Genomic DNA, 24,557 nt, shown 5'->3' on the forward strand with positions numbered 1-24,557 from the left:
AAAATAAGACAGTGAAACCCCCTCTTCCGACAGAAAGAGGGGGTTGTCTATTCCCCAAATTACGGCGTTGGTGTTCCGCCATTGGCATTCAGCGTCTCGCCACTTACGTAACTCGATTCCGGACTAGCGAGGAACACGTAAGCAGGCGCCATCTCGGCAGGTTGGCCTGGACGGCCAAGCGGTGTTTGGCTGCCAAATTCCTTCAGCACCTCTTGCGGCTGGCCGCCAGTAATTTGCAGCGGAGTCCAAACCGGTCCCGGGGCGACGGCATTAACGCGGATGCCTTTGCTGGCAACCTGCTGAGCCAGGGACTTGGTGAACGTATTGATCGCCGCTTTGGTGGTCGCGTAGTCCAGCAGAATCGGCGACGGCTTATAGGCTTGAATGGACGTTGTATTGATGATGCTGCTTCCCGGTTTCATCTGTTTCAGGGCTGCTTTGCAGATCCAGAACAGGGAATAGACATTGGTTTTGAACGTCTCGTCGAACTGCTCGTCGGTCAAGTCGGCGATGTCCTTTACGAACTGCTGCTTGCCTGCCACATTCGCCAGAATGTCCAGACCTCCGAACTCCTGAACGGCTGTAGAGACAAGCTTCTCACAATAAGTTTTGTCCTTCAGATCTCCCGGCAAAGCGACCGTTTTGCGTCCGGCTTCCTCTATGAGCGCTACCACCTGCTTGGCATCCGCTTCTTCTTCCGGCAAATAGGAGAGGAGAACGTCGGCGCCTTCACGGGCAAAAGCAATGGCCACTGCGCGCCCGATCCCGCTGTCCGCCCCGGTTACAATCGCTTTGCGTCCGGCCAGCCGGCCTGTGCCGCGGTAGCTTTCCTCGCCGCAATCCGGAACAGGCGTCATTTCCTTTTGCAGTCCAGGCGCCTTTTGCTGCTGCTCAAACTCCGGTCCAGCCTTGGGATATTGTGTTGTCGGGTCCTGCAGGGTATATGGATCAGTCATGGTGGTACCTCCTTTAAGAATAGAAAGTTTCAACTTTCGTTATAGAGCCTTGGCATAGTCTGTCTGTGCAAACCCACAAGTATGTAACCGGGAAGCTGCTCTTTTAAACATAAAGCATGCTTCCCTACAGCAGATCGCCCGGATGTGTCTTCCTTCACTGAAAGCCTCTGGACAGCCAAGGTATAATAATATTCGCTCAAGTCGCCTAAGATTTAGGCAATTAAAAAGTAAGAAATTTCTCTGGAAAATGTGATCTTTTTAACAGTTCAAGTGAAAAAAATCACAAATAATAGAGATATAGATTTTCATGAGAGAGGAGTGACGGTGATGCCGTCATTGCAGCATGAAGAAACCGGGCTGGCGCTCAGGAGAACGGTGATTATCGCTATTTTTGCCGCTGTAGCCGTTGTGCTCAGTTTGCTTGAAACGCTGGTTCCGATCAATGTTTCGGTGCCGGGAGCCAAGCTGGGACTCGCTAATATTATGGTGCTGACTTGTCTTTATTTTATGCGGGGCAGAGATGCCTTTGTTGTGGTGGTTCTAAAAACTCTGCTTACTTCCTTTATCTTTGGCACGTTCTCCAGCTTCCTGTTCAGCTTTCTTGGAGCACTGTTCAGCTTTGGCGTCATGTGGCTGTTGCTTAAGCTTGGCAGGGGCAGGCTCAGCCTGATCGGCATCAGCGTGGCGGGCGGAATCGCCCATAACTTCGGGCAGCTTGCGGCGGCATCCATCGTCATTCGCTCCTCGGTAGTGTTCTATTATCTGCCCATGCTGGTGCTGCTGGGACTCGGTACAGGGATTGTGGTGGGAATTGCGGTCAGGGTGCTGGTGCCTGCGCTGGCTAAGCTGTCTTTATTTGAAGGTTTTCTGGGAGTGGATGCGTGATGGAGACCAACCGTGCAGGCCAAGAAACAGCTCCTGTTTCCGGCACTACGGAGCCTGTCCTGAAGTTTGAGCAATTGTCTTACGCTTATGGGAAAAAACGTGAATATCCCGTTCTGCTGAACGCGGCGGGCAGCCTGGAGGCTGGAAGCTGGGTCAGCCTGGTCGGCCCCAACGGGTGCGGCAAATCAACCCTGGCCAAGCTGCTCGGCGGGCTGCTCAGACCGCAGGCCGGGCAGATCTGGATCGAAGGGGAAGTTTTGACGCCGCTGTCGGCTCACCGGCTGTGTCGTAAAGTCAAAATGGTGTTCCAGAATCCGGAGAACCAGTTTATTGGATCCACAGTGGAGGAAGACATAGCTTTTGGGCTGGAAGGCCAATGTCTGCCGCGCTGTGAAATGCGGAGCCGGGTGGCCGAATATGCCCGGAAGCTGGGGATTGAGGCCCTGCTGCACAAGCATCCGGGAGAGCTGTCAGGCGGGCAGAAGCAGCGGGTGGCTATCGCTTCGGTGCTGGCGATGCAGCCAAAGCTGGTGATTTTTGACGAGGCCTCCTCCATGCTGGACGAGAAATCCCGCAAAGAACTGCTTCAGGTGCTGAAGGATTTAAGGGCATCGGGGAATTATACCCTCCTCTCCATTACACATGATCCCGATGAAGTGCTTCAGAGCGACCGTGTGCTTGTGTTGGACAACGGCGGCATCCGGGAGGACCTGCGGCCGGAAGGGCTGTTTGCCAGGGAGGATTTGCTTGCGGCCTGCCGGCTGTCGCGTCCATTCCGGATACAGATGCAGCAGGCGCTTGGCGATTATGGAATCCGGCTTTCAAACTCTTTGAAGGACGGATCGCTGGAGGAGATCCTATGTCCGCTACTTTCGAGAATGTAAGTTTCGCTTATGATGATAAGACGCTGCTTCGCCAGCAGGCGCTGAGTGAGGTGAATCTGCAGATCGAACCGGGCAGCTTTACGGCGGTAGCTGGGCCTACAGGCTGCGGCAAATCAACGCTGCTGCAGATGTTCGGCGGACTGCTGGAGCCGTCGGCAGGCCGCATCCAGGTGTTGGACACCGTGCTTCAAGCCGGAACCAAATCCCCGAAGCTCAAGGAGCTTAGGCGCCGGGTGGGGCTGGTCTTCCAGTTCCCCGAGCATCAGCTGTTTGCAGAGACGGTGGAACAGGATTTGTGTTTTGCCCCCTTAAACTTCGGGCTGCCGCTTGCAGAAGCCAAGCAGCGAGCCGTGAGGGCGCTGCGGCAGATCGGGCTGCCGGAAGAGCTGCTCAGCCGAAGCCCTTTTGAATTAAGCGGCGGTCAGATGCGCAAAGCGGCTATCGCTGCGGTGCTGGTGATGGACCCGGACATCCTGGTCTTGGATGAACCGGGGGCTTCGCTGGACCCGGCCAGCCGCGGCGAGCTGACCGAGCTGCTGCTGAAGCTCTGCCGGGAGCAGGGCAAAACGGTGATCGTTGTGACGCACCGGATGGATGAACTGCTGCCCTATGCAGACCGCTGGATTCTGATGAAGGAAGGCAGCAGCTTGTTTCAGGGCACGGCGGCAGAAATGGTGCGTAAGCTGCCGGTGCTGGAGGCGGAGGGTTTAGAGCTGCCGGAGTGTATGCATTGGTGGCATCGGCTGGATGAGCATTTTGATCTGCGTAACGAACAGCCGGTCTTTACGGCCGCTGCGCTGGCTGAGCTGACGGCGAAACTGCTGAAACCAAAGGGACAGAGGCAGGAGAAGGCCGATGCAGAGAAGGTCGAATCTGGCAGTGGCGTAGAGGTTAACGATATGAACAACATGAACGGCAAGAACATTAACGGTATTAATGAATTTGGCGGTAATAGCACCGGCGGCGTCAATAAAGCTGATGGAGTGGGCCGATCCCTCAAGCTTAAGCCCCATCTTGCTGCTATTCCAATTCCAATAGAGATTTCGGGAGGTGCAGGAGGATGAGAAGCAAGCTGCTGATCGGCCGAACGATAGATACGGGATCTTGGATTCACGGTCTGGACCCGCGGGCCAAGCTGACCGCGATGCTGGTCTATGCCGCAGCGATCATCGCGCTTCGCTCCTGGGCAGCACTGCTGCTGGCCGCCTTGTTCTCCTTGATCCTTATGGCGGCTACACGTATCCCTTATAAATATTACGCCAAGGCGGCCAAACCGCTGAGGCTGCTGATGGTGTTTATTTTCATCCTGCAGGTATTGACCGTCTCGCAGGGCAAGGTGCTGCTTCAGGCCGGACCGCTTTTGGTGTCCGGAGGAGGGCTCAGCGCGGGCGGGCTGTCGGTGCTGCGAATGGCGCTGTTTATTTCCTTCACCGCACTGCTTACTTTCACAACTACGCCGGGCAGGCTTAACCAGGGACTGGACGGCATGCTTAAGCCGTTCGCCCGGCTGAAGCTGCCGGTCCGGCGGCTGACGCTGATGGCGGGCCTTGCGCTGCGCTTCATTCCGACCATTCTGGAGGAAAGCCAGAGGATTCTGAAAGCGCAGGCGGCCCGGGGCGCCGATCTTAGAGAGCTGCCGCTGCGTGAGAAAGCGAAAATGCTGATTTCGCTGCTTGTTCCAGTAACCGTTGGAGCCTTTAGACGGGCGGAGGAGCTGGTCATTTCCATGGAGGCACGCGGATTCGTCCTAGATGCGCCGCGGACGGAATATTACGAGCCATCATGGGGCGCAAGAGAAAGTGGATTTGTTGCCCTTCACGTTCTGTTGCTGGCCGTTGTGCTGTTGGTATAAAAGGAAGCCCGGAAGAAAACGAAACAAGAAGATGACATGAGAACATGAGATATGGGGGAGATCGGAATGGCAAGATTTTTTAACGGCAGGGAAGTGGAGCTTCTGGCTCCGGCAGGGACCTTTGAAATATTCAAGCAGATCATCCAAGAAAGCTGCGACGCCGTCTATTTCGGCGGACCTTCATTAAATATGCGGCTGATGAGGAAGGGCTACAATTTCACGCTGGAGGAAATGGCGGAAGCCATTCAAATTGCCCATTCTCTCGGCAAAAAAGTCTACGTCACCGTCAACAATATGCTGAACGAACAAGAAATGCAGGAGACCGCCGATTACCTGAAGTATTTGGACGAAATCGGACCCGATGCCTTGATTGTGCAGGATTTTGCCGTGTTGTCCCTGATCCGCAAGCTGGGTCTCAAGCTGAAAGTCCACTCCTCGGTGATGATGAACGCCCACAATATCGAAATGGTGCTTGCCCTGAAAGAGCTGGGCGTAACACGTGTGGTGACCTCCCGCGAAATGGACCTGCATACGACCCGGGAGCTGTTGCTGGCTACGGATATGGAGCTTGAATATTTCATCCACGGCGATATGTGCAGTGTGCATGGGGCGAACTGTTATTTCAGCTCCGCCATCTTCGGCAACAGCTCGAACCGGGGACGCTGCCTGAAGCCGTGCCGGTGGGAATACCGCGTGAAAAAGGACGGCAACGTGTATCCAACCGAATACCCGCTGGCGGCCAAAGATATGTTTATGTACGAGCATATTCCCGAATTGATACAGGGCGGAATCACCTCCTTCAAAATCGAAGGCCGGATGCGGGACGCCGAATTTGTGCAGATGCTCGTCCGCAGCTACAGCGATGCGATCGACCGCTATCTCGACGATCCTGTCGGCTTCGAACGCAGTGTAGACACGCCTTCCTTGTTCGAGCATCGCAAACGGGACTTCTCGACGGCTTATGCCTTTGGGCGTCCGGGCCTGGATTTCATCAACCGGCGGTATGAGGGAACCGGAAAATTTTACAGCACGGGTAAAGTATTCAGCACGCCAACAGCCGAACGCGAGCTGGAGGAGGAGCGGATCAGCCAGATTCGCAGCCGTCTGGCGGAGGAGAAACGGGAGATAACGGGCGCCTTGCGCGGCGAATTGTCCGTGCATGTGAACAACATGGAGCAGGCTAAAGCCGCTTTGGCTGCCGGCGCTGATCATATCTACCTGTCCGGCGATGTGTTTGAGCCTGACCGTCCTTTTACGAAAGCCCAAATCAAGGAGCTGGGAGCGCTGAAAGGCGCAGCCAAGCTGTACCTGGGTCTGCCCCGCATGATGCGGGAGCTGCATTTTGCCCAATATGATGCGCTGCTGAGAGGGGAGCGGCTGCCGATCGACGGCATCCTGGTGACGAATATCGGGGCTATCCGCCGCTTCGCTTCCGCAGGATATCCGATGATCGGGGATTACAACCTCAACATTTTGAATCAGACGTCCGGCGACTTTTACCGGGACAGAGGGCTGGAGCGCTTCACCCTGTCCATGGAAGCCCCGCTTGAGGAGCTGGCCGAGCTGCTGCGCAGCAGCCGGGGACCGATAGAGGCCATTGTGCACGGTTCTCCGGCGCTGATGTACATGGAACATGATCTGTATGAAAATGCCGAGGTCTTCCAGCCGATGGCTCAGGAAGATAATGAATACGTGCCAAATGATGTGCTTGTGCTGATGACGGATAAAGGGGAAAATCCCGTGTACCGCGACACGCACGGCCGCTGTCATCTGATGATGGCGAAGGAGCTGTGCCTGCTTCCGGCCGTCAAGGAGCTGCTGGAAGCCGGGTTAACCCACTTCCGGATTGAAGGGGCCGCTTACCGCAATATCGGACATTTGTCCGAGGTCGTTGCTGCTTACCGGCGTGCGCTGGATCGTCCGGATACCGCCGGCGAGGAGTTTGCGGCGCTTAAGCCGATCTATGCGGGTTATACCGCGGGAGCGCTGCATTTTAACGGTACGACCAGAGGAGCAGAAGCAAGAACGGAGGTGCTGGCATGACTGCATTTATTGGACCTGAAGCGATCGTTAAGAAGAGACAGAAGTATTTCTATCCCTGCACCAGTCATTTCTACCGCAAGCCGCCGCAGCTGGTCAGAGGTTCGATGCAGTATTTGTACGGCCATGACGGCGTCCGTTACACCGACTTCTACGCCGGGGTTTCGGTCGCGTCCTGCGGTCACTGCAACCCTTACGTTGCGGCCAAAACGGCGGCTCAGCTGCGCGAGCTGCAGCATACGTGCACGATTTATTTGACCGAGCAAAATGTTGAGCTCGCCGAGCGGCTGGCGGCTGTCCTGCCGGGGGACATCAGCCGCAGCTTTTTCTGCAACAGCGGCTCGGAGGCCAACGAAGGCGCGCTGCTGCTGGCCCGGATGCACACGGGCCGCCGCAAGTTCATTGCGCTCGAGAACGGCCTGCACGGCCGGACGTACCTGACGATGAGCGTAACGGGTATGGCCATGTGGCGGACGGATCCGGAGCTGGCGAAGGATCAGGATGTGGCTTTTATCCCGCGCCCGTTTGAGCAGGGCGGGGACAACGAGGCAGCGGCGCGGCGTTCGCTGGCGGCGCTGGAGGCGCTGCTCGCGGAGCGGGGCGGCGAGTTCGCCGCCATGATCGCGGAGCCGATCCAGGGCAACGGCGGCATCGTGGTGCCGCCGGCGTGGTATTTCCCCGAGGTGAAACGTCTGCTCGGGCAGTACGGCGTGCTGCTGATCGCGGACGAAATCCAGACGGGGTTCGGCCGGACCGGCCGCATGTTTGCGATGGACCGCTGGAGTGTCACCGCCGACATTGTTACGGTCGCCAAAGGGCTGGGCAGCGGCATCCCGGTCGCGGCATTCTGCACGACCAGCGAAATCGCGGCCAGCCTGGACCGTCCGTCCGCGTCGACATTCGGCGGCAACCCTGTGTCGTCGGCGACCGCCATCGCGGTGCTGGACTTTATCGAAGGCCACCGGCTGGTACAGCGTTCGGAGGAGCTTGGCGCACAGCTGCGCGAAGGACTCGAACGGCTGGCCGCCGAGTTTCCAGAGATCATAACGGATGTCCGGGGCGAAGGCCTGATGATGGGGCTTGGCATCGCCGAAGACCGGCCGGAGTTGGGAGCCCGGCTGACCGACGATCTGCTGGAAGGCATGAAGAACCAAGGCTATCTGATCGGCAAAAACGGCGTCGGCCGCAACGTGCTGGCCTTCCAGCCGCCGCTCGTCATATCGGCGGCGGACATTGCGGGCATGCTGACCGCGCTGGCCGCGGAGCTTGCCGCTCTGGAGGAGCAGGGAGTGGAATCGGGAGCGAAGGAAGCGGCTGCCGGCGAATCATCCGGGCCATTCCCTACCTCTGCAGCTCCAGCCAATCGAGAAGGGCGGTGACGGCATGTCCACCCTGTCGCTTGTCTACCGCAAGGCAAAGCTGTTCGGCGAGCTGGTCATGTTTTCCCATACCTTGTTCTCCCTGCCGTTTGCGGTGATCTCCATGGTATGGGCGGCCCACGGCATCCCGTCCGGGCGGACGATGTTATGGGGGCTCATTGCACTGGTGGCGGCCCGGAACGGGGCCAACGCCTTTAACCGGGTCGCCGATCAAACCTTCGACGCCATGAACCCGCGCACCGCCGGGCGTCACATGCCGCGCAAGCAGCTGCGCTCGAAGGAAGTGCTGATATTTGTAGCCGTCAATTACGCGATCTTTATCGGCGCATCCGCCATGCTGAACACGCTTTGCCTGGCGCTTTCGCCCGTGGCCATCTTTCTGATTTCGTCGTATTCCTATACGAAACGGTTTACGTATCTCAGCCATCTGTACCTGGGCTTTGTCATTGCCTCTGCGCCAATCGGCGCCTGGTTCGCTGTTACGGGACATTTTGCGTTCACGCCGTTTGTGCTCGGCACCGTGGTCATGCTTTGGATCGCCGGTTTTGACGTCATCTACGGCACCCAGGACATCGAATTTGACCGTTCGATCGGCTTGTGGTCGATACCGAGTTATTTCGGCCTGCACAACGCTCTTTGGATCGCCAAAGGCATGCATGCCATCATGGTGTTCCTGCTGCTGTTCCTTTATGTCTGGCAAGGACTGGGCTGGCTTTACCTGATCGGCATCGCAATCGCCGTGCTGCTGCTCCTGACGGAGCATAACCTGATCAAACCAACCAATCCGAAGCTGATGAAAATCGCCTCCTACAACCTGAACCAGGTCATCAGCATGACGATTCTGGCTTTCACTCTGGTGGATTATTTTATCTCTTAAAGCCGGATAAGAAACAACAAAGAAGAGTGCGGCATCTGCTGCACTTTTTCTTTTGGGAACGCTATTTTCGTAAAAATTGCTGCTACTTAGTTAGATGAGGTAAAATAGAATTTACTGTTACTTCAACAAACTATTTGGACAGGTTAGTAGAAGGGTGTTGTTTTCATTTACCTTTAATAAAGGGGAGTATCTATGAAACAAGGCAGAATTATTATCATTACGGGTTCACCAGGGACTGGTAAAAGTACAACGGCATCCATTGTTGCTAAAGCGTCTATTTTACTAAAGTCGGTACATATGCACACGGATGATTTCTATCACTATATTCAAAAGGGGGCAATACCTCCATTTTTACCAGAATCACAAGAACAAAACTTAATTGTTATTGAAGCTTTTTTGGAGGCTGCAAAACGTTTTGCACGTGGTGGATTCGATGTGATTATAGATGGAATTGTTGGTCCCTGGTTCTTAGAGCCGTGGTTAAAAGCCGTACACGACAATTATGAAGTACATTACATTATCTTAAGAGCAGCTAAAGAAGAAACAATGAAACGAGCAATCAATCGTTCTAAATTGGACGAAGATGCCAACATTGAATTGGTAGAAAAAATGTGGGAGCAATTTAATAATTTGGGTCCCTATGAATCCAATATTATTGACACAACAAATCAATCAATAGAACAAAGTGTTTCAACAATAAAAGCTGTGATTGAAAAGAAATCTTCTTTACTCACATTATGATGTGAAACAAAAGTTAAACAGACGCGGAACGATAGTTGAATCCCAGCCTATAAGGCCCCTCGTCAATTCGTTCATACCAGGGAATCCATAAAGACAATAATGGCGCCAGTAAACTGATTGCCGGGATGATGAATCTCGCGGACCGGGTTGTCATGATTGGATAGTTTACTCCCATTTTCACGAGTGTAGAAGTTCGTTCAACAAGGATGGGCTTGCATAACCCTTTACCTCTATACTCTATCCCTACACTATACCCCAGTTGGTCTGCTCTGCATCCTGTTCGATCCTATGCAAAAAAAACAAAGCCAAAGTCCCGCATCCGCGGAAACTTCGGCTTTCATTTGGTGCCGGGAGGAGAGCCTCCATAGCGGCTCCGTCCCCCGATTCTGCTGCCTGCTGCCGTGCCTGATTTGACCTTAATTAACCTGAATTAACTCTGGACACGGACAGCCGCGCATTCACTCAGCCGCTGCTAATGGCTCCGGCAGCCAAAATAATCGAGCAGCGTGAACAGGTCCCTCTGCGCCTCAAAGCTCTCCAGCCCGGCGGCAATCTGCCGGGCTTCCTCGAGCAGCCGAACGCTGTACGCTTCGGCTCGCTCCAGACTGCCGCTGCTCTTGATCGCAGCGACCACGCCTTCGACTTCGCTCTGCGGCGTCTCCGGCCCGATCCGCCGGATGCGCGGCGCAAGCTCTGCATCCTCCAGCGCAAACAGCACCGGCAGCGTGACCTGGCCGCTGCGGAGGTCGCTGCCCGCCGGTTTGCCGAGCTGCTCCTCCGTTCCCGTGAAGTCCAGCAGGTCGTCACGGATCTGGAACGACAGGCCGAGCTTGTCGCCGAACTCGTACAGCTTGCCTGCAGCGGCTTCGTCCGCGCCTGCCGCCTGGGCACCGATGCGCAGGCAGGCCGCCATAAGCAGGGAGGTTTTATTGCGCGACTTCTCCAGATATTGATCGAGTGTCAAGTCATAGTCATAAGCGTGTTTCAGCTGCTGGTATTCCCCGAGACAAAGCTTGCTGGTCGCCACCGAAGAGAGGTCGAACACATAACGTTTGCGGTCGGCCGAATACTCGGCAATCAGCTCGACCACCCGGGCAGACATGTAGCTGCCGATATGCACGGCCGGATAAATGCCGGTCTGCGTATGGGTGGCCGGACGCCCGCGGCGGAGAGGGGAATTGTCGAGCATATCGTCATGAATCAGCGAAGCCGCATGAATGAACTCGGCCGCCGCGGCCAGCCGCCAGATTTTCTTCTTGTCGGAAGACGGTCCGAACCGGCTGCCGACAATGACCATCAGCGGACGGAGCCGTTTGCCGCCTGAAGCGATCAGCGAAGTGATGGCTTCAGCTACAACAGAGGAGCGGCTGACGTCGGGATCATGCTTCACGATGTTAACAATCTCCCGGTCGACGGATGGCAGGTGGATCTGAAGGGCTTCATTGAGCTTCATAACGTTTCTCTCCTTTCAAGATTGCGAGAGCCTTCAACTGAAGGGCTTCTGCTGCATGGCTTCCGCTACATGGCTTCGGCTACATGGCTTCGGCGGCCAGCGGCTGGGCTGCTTCCTGCAGCATTTTGTTTTCAGTACGGACAAAACGGGACAAACCTTGAACCAGCAGTTCATCTTGTGGCCGCCCTTCAGCCCGGCCGATCTGCACCTTTTTGATAGCCGGAGCCAGCAGGGCCACAAAATCATATTCCTCCCATTTCAGGGCCAAATCCAGGTACAAGCTATATAGATAATCGCCATCCAGCAGATTCCGGGCCAGCCGGCTTTCTGCATTCGCGCATTCCTCGTGGTATTTCATAGCCAGCCGTACGGCTAAATAAAGGGCGAGAATCCGTGCCGAGCGAAGGGGAGGCAGCGGGCTGGCCGCCAAAATCCGGGCGGCATCACTAAGCAGCTGTGAGACCTCCGAGGCCTCCGGGGCAATGCCGGATTCCGGCGCCAACTGGGTTTGCAGGAGCCTTGAGGCGTCCTGGATAAGACTGTTATTCATCGTTAGTCGCTCCTTTCCTTCGCGGGACACGGGCCTTTCGGACCCGAACCTATTAACAGGGGTTCCATCTAATTCATATTACGTAAATCAAGATCACCGTGTTTCAGGATCCATCAAAATCGCTCGGCCCGAATATAGAAAGAGCCGTGCGGAGTTCCGCACGGCTCCGGCTTTTTCCTACTCATTTGGCAGCCTGCCCGATTATTTCGATTGTCCAGCTGAAGCGGATTTGCTTCCCGATGCTGGAAGCGCCGGTTTGCGCAGGGCGCCGAGCTCCGGACCTTCTTCGGTATAGAGATACCATTTCCGGACAAGCGGAATGCCTTTCCAGTGTTTCTTCAGCCAAGGCAGTACATAGTAATCCAGGCCGAATACGCTGCCGGATCCGCCGATCAGGGCAATGCCTGCGGCCAGGTACCACAGCATTTCCGTCGAGGCCATGCTGGAGGACCAGATCATGACGCCGAGGCCAACGGTAGCAATAGAACTGATAGCCGTGAACAGGCCGACGATCAGCAGAACGCCGATGGCGAGCTCTGCAAGCACCATGCAGAACTGGAACACGCTGGCGAGAGCGGTAAAGCTGCCGTCTGAATGATAGAAAAAGATATCCATAAACCCGTTTACCATATTGGTGATGAAATGCGGAACAGGCATGGCTTCAACCGCTTCCTTGGCGCTTCCGACAGCGGAAGCGGCGCTTTGGGCATCAACGGTTGTTGAGACAGCACCGGCGGCTTCACTGGCTGCGGAAGTGGCGTCAGCGGCTTTGGAAGATGCCGGGATCAGGAAGATCGTGTTCGGATGATTCCAGACTTTAGGCAGCTTATCCAAACCTTCCGAAAGCCATTTGTAGCCGACGAACAGACGAAGCGGCAACAGCCAGAAGTTCGGGGAGCGTTTCGAGAAATGCCCGCCCACAAAACTTCTGCGGTTGTTCACATGGAAGAACTCGTGCATCATGTAAGTCCAAACCTTGTTGAAGCCGGCTACGGTGAACAGATAATATAGGTTGATCATATGTTTGAAGAACATGGCCAGGAAGCCGCTGACCTGGAACATTTTGTTCGGCATGCCTACATTGGCTACGCCGTAACGGCTGCCGATGCTGACCATCGTGCCGTGGAAGCCAGGCTTGTAAGATTTCTTCGGCTGGCCGGTAATTTCCGCATGAATGTTATGGGCGATAATCGGTCCGGCCTGCTCGGCATTTTCAACCATTTGCGGCACGGGGCGGGTTTCGCCTTCCGGAATGAAAAAGATATTGTCGCCGACGATATAAACGTTATCATGATCAACGCTTTGCAGCTTGTCGTTGGTGACGATCCGTTTGCGTCCTTGCTGCTGGACATCCAGATTGCCGACCAGATCCGAGCCTTCGACGCCTGCAGTCCAGACGATCGTGTCCGCTTCCAGCTCTTGTTCGCCCAGCACAACACTGCCTTTGTTTACGCCGGTAATTTTGGCGCTGGTAATGATCTCGACGCCGCGTTTCTCCAGATAACGGGCCGATTTCTCAATCAGCTTATCCGGCAGAATCGGCAGAATTTTTGGCGCCATATCGGCAACCACCAAACGAACGTCCGCCCGGTTGAAGTTGTATTCCCGGCAAAGCTCGTCGCGGTATTCGGACAGCTCGCCGATCAGCTCAATGCCTGTAAAGCCCGCACCTACGACAACAAAGCTAAGCATTTTGCGGCGTTTACCTGCGTCGGTTTCTTTGGAAGCCAGGCCAAACATCGTGCGGACCTGCTCCTTGAGGCGGATGGCATCTTCGTAAGACCAAAGCGTCAAAGCATTTTCCTCTGCACCCGGAATCCCGAAGAAGGATGGTTTACAGCCGGTACCGATAACAAGATAATCGTAATCGTAGGTGACTTCGGCAGAGCGCAGCTGGTTCGCCTTAAAGTCGATGGATTCAATATTATCAAGCACGACATCTACGTTTCGTCCTTCGAACATCTTTTTCAGTTCGATCCGGATGGCGTCTTCCGGTGTCCGGTTCGCAGCAACCTCATGCAGCTCGGTCAGCAGGGTATGATAAGGGTTGCGGTCAATCAGCTGAATTTGTACATCACGGTTTTTCTTGAACTTTTTGGCCAGGTGCTTGCCGGTTACGACACCGCCGTAGCCGCCGCCAAGAATTACGATTTTCTTCATTATACTCACCTTTTCTATTTGAGCTGGTCTCTCCAATCAATCCGGACTTCCCCGGAAAAACCCTTTATTTTGCTTGTTCCAGCAGCTTGGCTGCCATATCAAAATAATCTTTCAAGTGGATCGAAGCGCCGGAGATGGCATCCGTCGTTCCGTCATCCTTGAAGGTAACGGCTGCCGGATCCTGTTTCTCCACCAGGAAAGCTTCTGCTTTCTCGGCTTCCTCATGCCATTCGGCAGCGGCGCCTCCAGCTTTCATGCCATATTTGCCAGCGATGGAATAGGCTTTTTTGTCTTCGCCTTTCTCGTTAACACCGCTGAAGTTGGCATGAATGATATTTCCTCCGGCGATGACAAGGTCGGTTGTTTCCTTCCAGCCGGTTTCAGGGTCAAAGCTGTCGCCTTCGGCATGGTAAGTGCCGTCTTTATAGGGGCCCATTTGGATAGGACCGGCACTGAGCGCTTTTTCAGCCAGATTCACGAGGTCTCCGACATGGATGGATACACCGGAAATAGCGTCCGTTGTTCCATCGTCTTTAACGGTGATCGCCTTGGGATCCTGCTTCTCGATCAGGAACTGATCGGCTTTCTCGGCTTGTTCGTGCCATTCCGAGGAGGCGCCTCCGGCTTTCATGCCGTATTTGCCTTCTTTGGAATAAGTCACCTTGTCCGGACCGATGTCTTTGTTGATACCATTCCAGTTGACGTCTGTAATTTTGCCTCCGCTGACGTTAAGGAGCACGTAATATTGCCAGCCGGTTTCAGTATCAGGCTCGCCGATGGCATAATAAGTGCCGTCTTTGTATTGCCCCTGGTCAACGCTTGCGCTTGCATTTGAGCTGTTAGCGGCGTTTTGGGAAGCATCGGCAGAAGCGGAAGGGGCCGCATTATTGCTCGCCGAATTGCTGTTGTTGTCGCCGCAGCCTGCGAGCAGGCCAATCAGCAGCGCACTGCTGATCACTACGGATGTTTTCTTCATGTTCATAAGTCTTGACCTCCAACATATTGAAATATAAGGCTGATGACGGATCATTCAGCCTCTGGAGGCCGTATAATCCGGTATACTGATTGCAAAGGCACAGCCTTTTCTACTTGTTCGATGGCATCTTATCATATCAAATTGTAATAAATATGTGAAATAAATCACATGTGATGTGATAAATGGAACCCTGCCGCTTGCGGACAGGGTTCTCCCATTAAATAATGGTGAGTCAAATGGAGATGTTTGCCTTATTTCTTGAGCCTTTCCAGCGGTGGGTCCTGGGTTTGCGGCTCATCCGTCTCCAGTTCCTTCTCCTTCTCCTTCTCTGTCTCCGTTTCCGTCCCGGCCCTTGGCCATTCCACGTTCTCCTTGGCGGCTTTGGGCGTCGGGTCCGGAATCAATTCGGGCTCCGGGGAGACCGGGCTGAGCGAGGTATCTTGGAAGCTGAAGACCTTCTTGATGCTGGCCCGTTCGGCTTTTGGGCCTAAAATGTACAGCGTATCTCCTTCCTGAATAACCGTTTCGCCCAGTGGAGTAACGATTTGTTCCCCGCGGATGATGGCTGTAACCAAGACATTTTGGGGCAGCCCAAGCTCGCGGATCGGCCGGCCGACCGCCTTCATCCCGGCATGAATGTGGATATGGTTAATCTCCGAGCGCGTTTTCCCCAGAGAGACCAGCTCCAGCAGGGAATGCCCGTGCCCGCTCCCTTCCTCGGAAAGGCCAAGCCTGCGGGCCAGAGGGGAGATGGTAGGGCCTTGAACGGCTGCCGATGTCAGAATAACAAAGAAAACCACGTTAAAAAATAACTGGCCGTGCTCAAGGCCGGCAAGCAGCGGGTAAGTAGCCAGCACGATGGGCACGGCGCCCCTTAGCCCGGCCCAGGATAACAGCAATTGTTCCCGAAACTTGAATTTGGAGAACAGCAGGGCGGCGAGCACACCTGCCGGTCTGGCTATAAGCATGAGGGTCAGGGACAAGACCAGTCCGGGCAGAAAGATGCCGAGCAGATCTGCAGGGAAGACAAGAAGTCCCAGCAGGGTGAACATCGTAATCTGCATAATCCAGGCGAAACCTTTGTTGAATTGTAAAATGGATTGCCGGTAAGTCAGGTCGCTGTTTCCCAGCACGAGGGCCATGACGTAGACGGCAAGCAGTCCGCTGCCGTGGGCAACGGAGGTCAGCCCGTAAGTAAGGACAGCGAAGGCAACCGCCATGACAGGGTATAGGCCGGAGGAGTCAAAGTTGATCAGGTTGATGCTTTTGACGGCAATCCAGCCAAGCAGCAGGCCGGCAGCCAGACCGATCCCCATTTCCAGGACGAAGGACAACAGCAGCTCCCATATTTCTTGTTCCGGATTCTGAATCCAGCTGATCAAAGTAACGGTGAGAAAAACGGCCATCGGATCGTTGCTGCCAGACTCGGCTTCCAACGTCGAAGTAATCCGTTCTTTGATGTTCCTGCCGCTCAATACGGAGAATACGGCAGCGGCATCCGTAGAACCGACAATGGCCCCAAACAGCATTCCTTCTGCCAGAGATACATTCAGGATATAATGGGCAGCAAATCCGATAAGCACAGTGGTAACGACGACGCCGGCCGTGGCCAGCGAAAGCGCCGAACCGATGATCGGCTTGATGGTCACGAATTTGGTCTGCATCCCGCCGTCCAGCAGAATCACAACCAGCGCCAGGGTGCCGACAAGCTGGGTCAGGAAGGGATTGTCAAAATATACAAAACGGCTGAGGATCATGCCTGCCGCAATAAAAAAGACCAGAGCGGGCAGTCCGAATTTGCTGGAGAATTTGGTCGCTACTACCCCGACTAGCAGCAAAACAGCCAAAAGGATCACGATTTGTTCAGTTAATATGGTCAATTCCATAGAAGCAGCCCCTTATCTTATGGCTTTCCTATCTCAATCTATATACGTAATTAGACGAAACAGGAGAGGGGCGAAACAAGCAACCCGGATCGCAAGGGGGGGGGAAGGTTTTACCTGTCAAAAGAAAGGGCTTTTTTGTCAATAAAAACGGGCTCTAAACCGATAATAGTTATAGTAGCGGCTTCATTATTACTAGACTGCGGAAAGAAGGAACGTGCCTTTGGAAGTCTACCGGAAATTTATGCAAAGACTCTATATAACTTACCTAATAGGCTCATTCCTGTTTATGGTCAGTCTTGGAGGCCTTCTTGTTTTTAGCAGTCTGCACATTCCGCGTAGTCAGTTAGCTTGGCTGTCTTCGGTTTTTTTGGTTTCTGCCGTGATTATGACGATTCTGGATATTCTGGTATTTATAAGAGATACGAAACCGGCAAGCCGGCTATTTAAGAAGGAGCCTCTTCCTTGGCCGGAATTCCGCGAAATCTACATGCAGATTCACCGTCTCCCGTTTCTGACGGTCAAACGTATTGCCGGTCCCCGAATGGCTGGTTTCTCTTTTCCGGTGATCGCTCTTACGTTTTGGCTTATCTATAAGAAATTCCTTGCCCTTCCGGTTTGTTTCCTAGTAATCGGCGGAATATGCGCCGTATTCATGGCCTTTCTGCAGGCACTCATCGAATATTATTTGATCTCATGGGCTTCGAGGCCGCTGATTATCGAAGCGTTTCAGATCAGTGAACGAAATTACGGGCGCCGAATTTCACTTGAAGGACAGGTGATGATGTCCATCCGCTACAAGTTCCAGCTTGGGGCATTTATGATCGGCATTTTCCCGCTTTTGCTCTATGGGATTGTCATCCAGATCGGGTTTGGCGGCTGGGAACAAGCGGGCAGCGTTTACTGGCAGCTGGCCGCAATGACTTTAGCCGCAGGACTGGCTTTCTCCTACATCGGTTCCAGGCTGCTTGCCAGGGAAATGGAACGTCCGATTCTACATCTATATGAGATGATGGACAAGGTGAAGTCCGGTGATATGAATATTCAGGCGAAGGACTTGTTTGCGGATGAATTTGCCAAACTCATCTCAGGGTTTAATCATATGCTTGAGGGGATCAAGCTGCAAAATGCCCGGAGCGAACAACTGATTGAAAGTTATTTCTCTACGCTTGCGGCAGCGCTCGACGCCCGGGATCCCTATACAGCCGGCCATTCGCAAAGAGTAGCTGAATATGCGGTGCATATCGGCATGCTGGCGAGGCTGCCTGAACAGATGATGGATGAACTCCGGAAATCGGCTCTGCTGCATGATATCGGCAAGATTGGTACACGCGACGCCGTGCTGCTCAAGGATGGTGTTCTGACAGAGGATGAGTTTCATCAAATTCAGCAGCATCCGGTGCAGGGCGAAATGATTTTGCAGCGGATCGAACCGGTGGATGCTATGGCCCCGATCCTGCCGGGAGTAAGATCCCATCATGAACGGTATGACGGGCTTGGATACCCGGATCATCTCAAAGGGGACGAAATTCCGCTGTTTGGCCGGATAATTGCCGTAGCCGATGCCTTTGACGCCATGACTTCCGACAGGCCGTACCGCAAAGGGATGGATACGGACACCGCAATCGGCATTTTGGAGAAAGGCCGGGGAACGCAGTGGGATCCCTATTTTGCAGGGCTTTTTGTAGAGGATTACAGGCAGAAGAGAAATAATGATTAATGGAGTCCGTCCGAATGTGCGGGTTCCTTAAGACGCGGAGCACTTCCGAAGACAACCTGAGCCGGCTGCGGAAGTGCTCCGCATTTCTTTTATGTGAGGCTGATCGGTCGATCTCAAGGAAACAAAGGAGCAGGGGCTCAGGTTCAGGGGAAAATCAGCGGGTTAATAAAGAAATAGAAAGCTGGCTGATCTTGCAATCTGCTGATAAACAAAGGAGTGACTGGACATGGATCACAACGTGTTGAAAGGCAAATGGAACCAGTTGAAAGGTGAAGCCAAGAAGCAATGGGGAGATCTGACCGACGATGATCTGGATGTTATCGCCGGTGAGAAAGACAAACTGGTTGGCAAACTCCAGGAGCGGTATGGGCACAGCAAGGAAACTGCTGAGAAGGAATTTGACAACTGGGTGCGGAGCCGGGGATAAAGCCCCCGGGAACATCAGCGAATAGAGGCGATTTCGCATGTACAAGTCCCATGTGGCAGAAGGCAGATTATTGGAGCTGCATAATGATTATGTAGTAACGGTTCAAGGGGATATGATCAGCACCTATCACCGCAGGTATTATATGCTGCCTGAAGAGGAGCTTTCAGCGGAGGCGCCGGCCGACCCGTCAGATGAGAAGCTGGAGGAAGCCGCCTTTGACAGGCGGACTGAACGTAAAAGCAGAAGGGAACGGAAAATAAGGTGGCCGCATTTGTCGCTGCCGGCCTTTCTAAGCAAAGACGCGAATCGGGCTTAAAGATTCGCGTCTTTTTGATCTGTTCCGAGGCACGGCTTCATGATATGATAGGATAAATGTAATATGTTACAAATTGTTACTTTTTGTTTTTTTTAGCCGTATTCTCGGAAATCTAGCTGCAATTTGGATTAAATATAAGGTGCAGAAACTAAGTTCGCTGGCATAACAGGCAGCGGTATTCTTAGCAGCTTCTGCATGCAGCCGGGAGTGATAGGATGAATGAATAATGACATGGGAAACGCGTTTGCTATAAATTTAAGTATTCTGGTCACTATCGCCTACCTGGCTAATCTGGTTTATAAGTACGTCTTGATAGTTGCTCCGGGCAAAATCAAATATGTCGTTTCCTTGCTGCTGATTTTCTTCTCCGCATACGCATCCATGTATTTCGGCTTTGAGCTTGGGGAGGATGTGATCTTTGATCTTCGGTTTGTTCCGCTGATCATCGCCGCGCTCAGCTACAAGAAACCTTACACGATTGTGTTTGTCGGAGCGGGAGTTGGGCTGTGCCGCTTGTTATTCGGTATCAATGCTGCCTCCTTGGCAGGATGCACGAATATGATCATTTTGGGGGTTGTGGCGGCGCTGCTGAAATTGTGGTTTATACGTCATCGGACAGGCTACAGCATTCAGGCTTTTGTTTTTATTGTTATTATCAACGTAGTCAATCAGCTGAACATTGCGGTTCTAGGAGTCATTCCTTTCAATTTCTATATGGTTCATATCGTTCCAGGGACCCTGCTTATGGGCACAGCTCTCAGCACCGGGTTTGTCTTTATGTTCCGAGATTCGCAGCTGGAACGAAGACGCAATCAGGAGCTGAAGGAAACCAACACCTTGATGATGCGGCAGACAGAGGAGCTCCATAAAGCCAAAATTGTACTTGAGGAGCGGGCCAAGCAGCTGATGCTGGCCTCCCAGTATAAGTCGGAATTTCTAGCCAACATGTCTCATGAGCTCAGAACGCCGCTGAACAGCATTATTAATTTGGCGCAGCTGATTTCAGAGAACGGAACAAGCAAGGACGGCGAGCGGGATCAACAGGCGGATGAGGAAACAGCTCTATACGGCGAAATTATATACAAGTCCGGACAAGAGCTGCTTCAGCTGATCAATGATATTCTGGATCTGTCGAAGGTGGAAGCGGGCCGTCTGGAAATTACACAGGAAGAGATCAGCATTTGCGAGATTCCCGATCTGGTCTATCTGCCTTTTGAGCTGCTGGCCCAGCGGAAGGGGATTCAATTTCGGGTTCATCGCGATGAGAGCCTGCCGAAGACGATGTATACCGATGGCCAAAGGGTACAGCAGATTCTGCGGAATTTGCTGTCGAACGCCTTTAAATTCACCTCCCAAGGCGAAGTCAGCCTGACGATGCGGAGGTCGGAGCAGCGCGATCAGGTCCGGGGAGACTGGATTGTGTTTGAAGTTCAAGATACCGGGATTGGAATTCCGGAGGACAAGCATCATACCATCTTTGAAGCCTTTCAGCAGGCAGATGGAACGATCAGCCGCAAATATGGGGGAACCGGCCTCGGGTTGTCCATCAGCCGGGATCTGGCCCGCTTGCTGGGCGGATTTATCCGTATGGACAGCAAGCAGGGACTGGGCAGTACCTTCTCGCTTTTCCTGCCGCTGAAATGATACAATAACCCTGTCTATAGTTTGAATAATCGTTAAGTAAAGGATGGGATCTTAGCCATGAAGAAATCAGTTATCGCCACAACAAACGCCCCTGGAGCGATCGGCCCGTATTCGCAAGGGGTTTCCATCGGGGATTTGGTTTATACCTCAGGTCAATTGGGCATGGATCCTGCAACCGGTGCGTTGGCTGATGGAGTTGCCGCACAAACGGCTCAATCCCTGCGTAATGTACAAGCTATTTTGGAAGCTGCCGGAAGCGGGCTGGACCAGGTTGTGAAGACAACCGTTTTCCTGAAAGACATGAATGACTTCGTGAACATGAACGAGGTCTACAGCACCTTCTTCACCGAGCCTTACCCGGCGCGCAGCGCCGTTGAGGTCGCCCGTCTTCCGAAAGATGCGCTGGTGGAGATCGAAGTTATCGCACTCAAGAAATAAGTCCGTCCCGGAACACTAAACGGGGATACCGAAACCTTTCATTGTAAGCTGACCTCCGATTTCTGTCGGGGGTCAGCTTATTTTTCGGACTATATACCTATCTCTGACGGACTCATTTGCCTTGAGTTTTGTTGAAACCTGTTTTTAAACGAGCAGCTTAATGTATAATATAATATTAAGTTCTCAAACGGAGATAGACAGGAGAAAGCAATGAATCAATGTCTATATGGAATTTGGCTTGGCGATGTGTTCTTCAGCTTCTCTGGAGAAATATCGGAATCAAAAGTAGATGCCTGGGTGATGACGATGCGCCGTCTTCAAACGGAAGCCGGTGAGAAGCCGTTTCAGCAGGCTGCGCTGCGGCTGGCCGAGCTCAGATGGCCGGCGGCCGTGCTGAGAGGGGAGGCCCGGCGCGGCGAACGGCGGCTGCTGACCGGACGAAGCCTCGAGGGTCTGGCCCTGTCGCCGAGGGATACCTGGAAGATGCTGTTTGCCTGGGAAGACAGCGGGCTGGAAGCGCAGGGAATAACGCCGGGCGGTGAAATGGCCTACTGGCGTGAAGCGGCCCGTTTTGCCGAGGAGCTCCTTCAGCGGGGACGGATTACGCCGGGCTCCAGGCCGGCAGTTCCTCCGGGCGGCCGCAGAAGAGGGACTCTTTCGGCGATCCGCGCCGTCTGGTGTCCGCTGCTGGAGCAGCCGGAGGATGAGGAGCGCTTTCGGCTGCTCGCCGCTGCGATGCCTCCGATCGGCTTGGCCCAGATCAGGCCTACGGCGGAGGAAGAGACGCAGTCGATTGAACAGCGCCAATTGACAGTGCTGCATTCTTTTATGACTGCGCTGATTGATGTGAAGGTGCAGGAGGCGGTGCAGGAGCTTGGCAAAGAGCTCAGAAACGCCCGTGCTAATTATAGAAGAGGAACTTCCCCGCTTATTGAGCTGTGGTGGAACAATTTGACGGGTTCCGGTTATCCGGCTGAAATTCAGGGAAGTACGTCCGAAATCGCTGAGTTGGAACAGGTAATAGCGGAGGCGGGAGGCGGACAGCCGCCGGAACTTGGCGAAGAGGGCGCGGAGGCCCGTCCCGTTCTCGGGCTCTGCCTGCGTCTGGAGCCACCGGAGATCTGGGAGGATCATCCTTACTGGATGTTGTCTTTCTGGGCGGAGAGCAAGGAAGATCCATCCCTGCGGCTTGCGGCGGATGGCATCTGGAATCATCCGGAGCCCGATCTGTCCTTCGGCGGCAAGCTGTACAAGGACGTGCAGACCGAGCTGCTGCTTTGTTTGTACAAAGCGGCGGAATGGTCACCCGAGATTCGTGAGGCGCTGCAGAATCCCCGCCCTGAAGGGACGGAGCTGAATCAGGAAGAGGTGTACCAGTTCCTGACCCGGTCGGTGCCGCTGCTGAGACGTGGCGGAGTCACGGTGCAAATGCCGTCTAGATGGACCAAAGAAGGCAAGAAACGCGCCGGCGTAAAGCTGCGGACGGGCAGCTGGGAACCAAAGGAAGCGGACCGGGGACTGAAAGCCGGAGTAGGCATGCAGCAGCTGGTTACCTTTAAGCTGGAAGCGGTGCTTGGCGACCGGCTGCTGAGCCAGAAGGAGCTCGAGGAGCTGGCTGCCTCCAAGGTGCCGCTGGTCTTTTTCCAGGGAGAATGGATTGAAATTGACGTTAAGGAAATCCGCCAGGTCCTTAAATATATGAAGAAACAGGAAGACGGCAGCATGACCTTTGCCGAGCTGATGCATCTTGCGGCGGATCCGGAGCTCGATGGACAGTGGGAAGGCATGTATATCGCCGGGTTTGAAATGGAGGGCCTGTTAAAGGCTCTGGTGCAGGGGGAAACGGCAGCCAACCTGGAGACGCGGCCGGTGCCCAAATCGCTGCAGGGAACGCTGCGCCCTTATCAGGAAAGGGGATTCCAGTGGCTGTCTTTAATGAGAAAGCTGGGGTTCGGGGCGCTGCTTGCGGATGATATGGGCCTTGGCAAGACGATTCAAGTGATTACTGCTATGCTGGACGGCGATCGGGAGGAAGGAGCCTACCTGATTATTTGCCCGACATCTTTGCTTGGGAATTGGCAGCGGGAGCTCAGCCGTTTTGCGCCTGAGCTGACCGTTTATATTCACCATGGAGGCAAAAGGCTGCACGGGGAGGCGTTTATCCGCGCCTGCAAAACCTATGATGTGGTACTGACGACCTACCAGCTGGCGGGACGGGATTCAGCTGAGATGAAAGAGCTGTACTGGTCGGCGATCGTGCTGGATGAGGCGCAGTACATTAAAAATTTCGGTACGAAACAGGCGCAGAGCGTCATGAAGCTCAGGGCGCCTCAGCGCATCGCCATGACGGGAACGCCGGTCGAGAACCGGCTTGGCGAGTTATGGTCGATCTTTCAGTTCCTGAATCCCGGTTATCTGGGGACGGCTGCCGCCTTCCGGCGCCAATTCACGGCCGGTGCAGACGAGCATCCCGAGGAGCTGGCGCGGCTGCGCCGGCTGGTAGCGCCTTTCCTTCTGCGGCGGCTGAAGAGCGATCCGGACATATCCAAGGATCTGCCGCAGAAGATCGAGATGAAATCCTACTGCAGCCTGACCGCAGAGCAGGCATCGTTATATAAGAACGTGACCGATGAACTGATGTCCAGAATTCATGACAGCCAGGGGATCGCCCGCAAAGGGCTGGTCTTGTCATCGCTTACCCGGCTTAAGCAGATTTGCGATCATCCGGGCCTACAGTCGGAGGGGATAGCAGCCGCTGCGGCCAGATCAGGGGCTGCAGGGCGTTCCGGCAAGCTGGAACGGCTGCTGGAGCTGGCGGATACGGTAACGGAGAACGGCGAGGCTGCGCTTATTTTCACGCAGTATGTGCGGATGGGTGAGCTGCTTGTCCGGCAGATTGGCAGCCGCTACGGGTTTGAGCCTTATTTCCTGCATGGCAGCGTACCGAAAAAGGAACGCGATGAAATGGTGCGCACGTTCCAGGAAGGCTCGGGACCCCCGCTGTTTATCCTTTCCTTGAAAGCGGGCGGTGTAGGCCTGAATCTGACGCGTGCCAACCACGTCATCCATTATGACAGATGGTGGAATCCGGCCGTGGAGAATCAGGCGACCGACCGAGTCTTCCGGATAGGCCAGGAGAAAAATGTAGAGGTTCATAAGCTGATCTGCCAAGGCACGCTTGAGGAAAGAATTGACGAGCTGATTGAACGGAAAAAGATGTTATCCGAGCAGGTTGTAGGCTCCGGCGAACAATGGCTGACGGAAATGTCGGCAGAGGAGCTGCAGGATCTGATCACGCTGCAGACCGTGGAGTGGTCGTAGTTCTAACAAAAAGGGGCAATCATCTATGGCGAAGGAAAAGGCGGCAGCCGGCAAG

General features: G+C 54.2%; 20 protein-coding genes. 14 read left to right on the forward strand and 6 right to left on the reverse strand.

Annotation, left to right across the window (positions count from 1 at the left end):
• Window positions 1–59: 59 nt before the first annotated feature.
• Window positions 60–956 (reverse strand): SDR family oxidoreductase, encoded by an 897-nt coding sequence (locus AWM70_RS21335; protein ID WP_068699835.1) that lies wholly within the window; start codon window positions 954–956, stop codon window positions 60–62.
• A gap of 327 nt (window positions 957–1,283) precedes the next feature.
• Between AWM70_RS21335 and AWM70_RS21340 the strand changes: the two genes are divergently transcribed.
• From AWM70_RS21340 to AWM70_RS21375, 8 genes are all read left to right on the forward strand, one after another.
• Window positions 1,284–1,841 (forward strand): Gx transporter family protein, encoded by a 558-nt coding sequence (locus tag AWM70_RS21340; protein ID WP_068699836.1) that lies wholly within the window; start codon window positions 1,284–1,286, stop codon window positions 1,839–1,841.
• The gene (locus AWM70_RS21345) at window positions 1,841–2,725 is read left to right on the forward strand and encodes an ATP-binding cassette domain-containing protein (protein ID WP_083180479.1); all 885 of its coding nucleotides are present in this window, start codon (window positions 1,841–1,843) and stop codon (window positions 2,723–2,725) included. Before AWM70_RS21340 ends, AWM70_RS21345 begins: the two co-directional genes overlap by 1 nt.
• Complete coding sequence (locus tag AWM70_RS21350; RefSeq protein WP_068699838.1) at window positions 2,701–3,789, forward strand: ATP-binding cassette domain-containing protein; 1,089 nt, start codon at window positions 2,701–2,703, stop codon at window positions 3,787–3,789. Before AWM70_RS21345 ends, AWM70_RS21350 begins: the two co-directional genes overlap by 25 nt.
• Window positions 3,786–4,577 carry an energy-coupling factor transporter transmembrane component T family protein gene (locus AWM70_RS21355; RefSeq protein ID WP_068699840.1) on the forward strand — a complete coding sequence of 264 codons (792 nt, stop codon included), beginning with the start codon at window positions 3,786–3,788 and terminating at the stop codon, window positions 4,575–4,577. The genes AWM70_RS21350 and AWM70_RS21355 overlap by 4 nt, the downstream gene beginning before the upstream one ends.
• Before the next feature lie 66 nt (window positions 4,578–4,643).
• Window positions 4,644–6,620 (forward strand): peptidase U32 family protein, encoded by a 1,977-nt coding sequence (locus tag AWM70_RS21360; RefSeq protein ID WP_068699842.1) that lies wholly within the window; start codon window positions 4,644–4,646, stop codon window positions 6,618–6,620.
• Entirely contained in the window at window positions 6,617–7,996 is a 1,380-nt protein-coding gene (locus AWM70_RS21365; RefSeq protein WP_083180480.1) for an aspartate aminotransferase family protein, read from the forward strand. Before AWM70_RS21360 ends, AWM70_RS21365 begins: the two co-directional genes overlap by 4 nt.
• A gap of 4 nt (window positions 7,997–8,000) precedes the next feature.
• A complete protein-coding gene (locus AWM70_RS21370) occupies window positions 8,001–8,873 on the forward strand; it encodes a UbiA-like polyprenyltransferase (RefSeq protein WP_068699844.1) in 873 nt (290 codons plus the stop codon).
• A gap of 192 nt (window positions 8,874–9,065) precedes the next feature.
• Window positions 9,066–9,614 carry a P-loop nucleotide/nucleoside kinase family protein gene (locus AWM70_RS21375; protein ID WP_068699846.1) on the forward strand — a complete coding sequence of 183 codons (549 nt, stop codon included), beginning with the start codon at window positions 9,066–9,068 and terminating at the stop codon, window positions 9,612–9,614.
• Window positions 9,615–10,086: 472 nt separating this feature from the next.
• Here AWM70_RS21375 and AWM70_RS21380 read toward each other — a convergent pair whose 3' ends face one another.
• From AWM70_RS21380 to AWM70_RS21400, 5 genes are all read right to left on the reverse strand, one after another.
• Window positions 10,087–11,067 (reverse strand): polyprenyl synthetase family protein, encoded by a 981-nt coding sequence (locus tag AWM70_RS21380; RefSeq protein ID WP_068699848.1) that lies wholly within the window; start codon window positions 11,065–11,067, stop codon window positions 10,087–10,089.
• Between the two features lie 79 nt (window positions 11,068–11,146).
• Complete coding sequence (locus tag AWM70_RS21385) at window positions 11,147–11,617, reverse strand: hypothetical protein (protein ID WP_068699850.1); 471 nt, start codon at window positions 11,615–11,617, stop codon at window positions 11,147–11,149.
• A gap of 201 nt (window positions 11,618–11,818) precedes the next feature.
• Window positions 11,819–13,777 carry an NAD(P)/FAD-dependent oxidoreductase gene (locus tag AWM70_RS21390; RefSeq protein WP_083180481.1) on the reverse strand — a complete coding sequence of 653 codons (1,959 nt, stop codon included), beginning with the start codon at window positions 13,775–13,777 and terminating at the stop codon, window positions 11,819–11,821.
• A 64-nt stretch (window positions 13,778–13,841) separates the two neighbouring features.
• A complete protein-coding gene (locus AWM70_RS21395) occupies window positions 13,842–14,759 on the reverse strand; it encodes an FMN-binding protein (protein ID WP_335582136.1) in 918 nt (305 codons plus the stop codon).
• 245 nt (window positions 14,760–15,004) lie between these two features.
• Window positions 15,005–16,639, reverse strand: a complete 1,635-nt coding sequence (locus tag AWM70_RS21400) for a potassium/proton antiporter (protein ID WP_068699852.1) — start codon at window positions 16,637–16,639, stop codon at window positions 15,005–15,007.
• Window positions 16,640–17,024: 385 nt separating this feature from the next.
• Between AWM70_RS21400 and AWM70_RS21405 the strand changes: the two genes are divergently transcribed.
• The 6 genes from AWM70_RS21405 to AWM70_RS21430 all read left to right on the forward strand — a co-directional run bounded on the left by AWM70_RS21405 (window position 17,025) and on the right by AWM70_RS21430 (window position 24,502).
• On the forward strand, window positions 17,025–18,356 hold the full coding sequence (locus tag AWM70_RS21405) for an HD domain-containing phosphohydrolase (RefSeq protein ID WP_237167942.1): 1,332 nt from the start codon (window positions 17,025–17,027) through the stop codon (window positions 18,354–18,356).
• A gap of 226 nt (window positions 18,357–18,582) precedes the next feature.
• Entirely contained in the window at window positions 18,583–18,783 is a 201-nt protein-coding gene (locus AWM70_RS21410) for a CsbD family protein (protein ID WP_068699854.1), read from the forward strand.
• Window positions 18,784–18,820: 37 nt separating this feature from the next.
• The gene (locus AWM70_RS21415; protein ID WP_068699856.1) at window positions 18,821–19,099 is read left to right on the forward strand and encodes a hypothetical protein; all 279 of its coding nucleotides are present in this window, start codon (window positions 18,821–18,823) and stop codon (window positions 19,097–19,099) included.
• A 219-nt stretch (window positions 19,100–19,318) separates the two neighbouring features.
• A complete protein-coding gene (locus AWM70_RS21420; protein WP_237167779.1) occupies window positions 19,319–20,743 on the forward strand; it encodes an ATP-binding protein in 1,425 nt (474 codons plus the stop codon).
• A 57-nt stretch (window positions 20,744–20,800) separates the two neighbouring features.
• Complete coding sequence (locus tag AWM70_RS21425; protein ID WP_068699858.1) at window positions 20,801–21,181, forward strand: RidA family protein; 381 nt, start codon at window positions 20,801–20,803, stop codon at window positions 21,179–21,181.
• Window positions 21,182–21,391: 210 nt separating this feature from the next.
• The gene (locus AWM70_RS21430; protein WP_068699860.1) at window positions 21,392–24,502 is read left to right on the forward strand and encodes a DEAD/DEAH box helicase; all 3,111 of its coding nucleotides are present in this window, start codon (window positions 21,392–21,394) and stop codon (window positions 24,500–24,502) included.
• Window positions 24,503–24,557 lie beyond the last annotated feature (55 nt).

Source organism: Paenibacillus yonginensis (assembly GCF_001685395.1).
In the GTDB taxonomy this organism is placed as follows: domain Bacteria; phylum Bacillota; class Bacilli; order Paenibacillales; family Paenibacillaceae; genus Fontibacillus; species Fontibacillus yonginensis.

Excerpts from the sequence above, each read along its gene's own strand:
- AWM70_RS21370 (WP_068699844.1), top strand. The coding sequence starts at position 8,001 with ATGTCCACCCTGTCGCTTGTCTACCGCAAGGCAAAGCTGTTCGGCGAG.
- AWM70_RS21375 (WP_068699846.1), top strand. The coding sequence starts at position 9,066 with ATGAAACAAGGCAGAATTATTATCATTACGGGTTCACCAGGGACTGGT.
- AWM70_RS21360 (WP_068699842.1), top strand. The coding sequence starts at position 4,644 with ATGGCAAGATTTTTTAACGGCAGGGAAGTGGAGCTTCTGGCTCCGGCA.
- AWM70_RS21420 (WP_237167779.1), top strand. The coding sequence starts at position 19,319 with ATGAATAATGACATGGGAAACGCGTTTGCTATAAATTTAAGTATTCTG.
- AWM70_RS21405 (WP_237167942.1), top strand. The coding sequence starts at position 17,025 with ATGACGATTCTGGATATTCTGGTATTTATAAGAGATACGAAACCGGCA.
- AWM70_RS21390 (WP_083180481.1), bottom strand. The coding sequence starts at position 13,777 with ATGAAGAAAATCGTAATTCTTGGCGGCGGCTACGGCGGTGTCGTAACC.
- AWM70_RS21425 (WP_068699858.1), top strand. The coding sequence starts at position 20,801 with ATGAAGAAATCAGTTATCGCCACAACAAACGCCCCTGGAGCGATCGGC.
- AWM70_RS21350 (WP_068699838.1), top strand. The coding sequence starts at position 2,701 with ATGTCCGCTACTTTCGAGAATGTAAGTTTCGCTTATGATGATAAGACG.
- AWM70_RS21355 (WP_068699840.1), top strand. The coding sequence starts at position 3,786 with ATGAGAAGCAAGCTGCTGATCGGCCGAACGATAGATACGGGATCTTGG.
- AWM70_RS21430 (WP_068699860.1), top strand. The coding sequence starts at position 21,392 with ATGAATCAATGTCTATATGGAATTTGGCTTGGCGATGTGTTCTTCAGC.
- AWM70_RS21365 (WP_083180480.1), top strand. The coding sequence starts at position 6,617 with ATGACTGCATTTATTGGACCTGAAGCGATCGTTAAGAAGAGACAGAAG.
- AWM70_RS21340 (WP_068699836.1), top strand. The coding sequence starts at position 1,284 with ATGCCGTCATTGCAGCATGAAGAAACCGGGCTGGCGCTCAGGAGAACG.
- AWM70_RS21400 (WP_068699852.1), bottom strand. The coding sequence starts at position 16,639 with ATGGAATTGACCATATTAACTGAACAAATCGTGATCCTTTTGGCTGTT.
- AWM70_RS21345 (WP_083180479.1), top strand. The coding sequence starts at position 1,841 with ATGGAGACCAACCGTGCAGGCCAAGAAACAGCTCCTGTTTCCGGCACT.
- AWM70_RS21410 (WP_068699854.1), top strand. The coding sequence starts at position 18,583 with ATGGATCACAACGTGTTGAAAGGCAAATGGAACCAGTTGAAAGGTGAA.
- AWM70_RS21380 (WP_068699848.1), bottom strand. The coding sequence starts at position 11,067 with ATGAAGCTCAATGAAGCCCTTCAGATCCACCTGCCATCCGTCGACCGG.
- AWM70_RS21385 (WP_068699850.1), bottom strand. The coding sequence starts at position 11,617 with ATGAATAACAGTCTTATCCAGGACGCCTCAAGGCTCCTGCAAACCCAG.
- AWM70_RS21395 (WP_335582136.1), bottom strand. The coding sequence starts at position 14,759 with ATGAACATGAAGAAAACATCCGTAGTGATCAGCAGTGCGCTGCTGATT.
- AWM70_RS21415 (WP_068699856.1), top strand. The coding sequence starts at position 18,821 with ATGTACAAGTCCCATGTGGCAGAAGGCAGATTATTGGAGCTGCATAAT.
- AWM70_RS21335 (WP_068699835.1), bottom strand. The coding sequence starts at position 956 with ATGACTGATCCATATACCCTGCAGGACCCGACAACACAATATCCCAAG.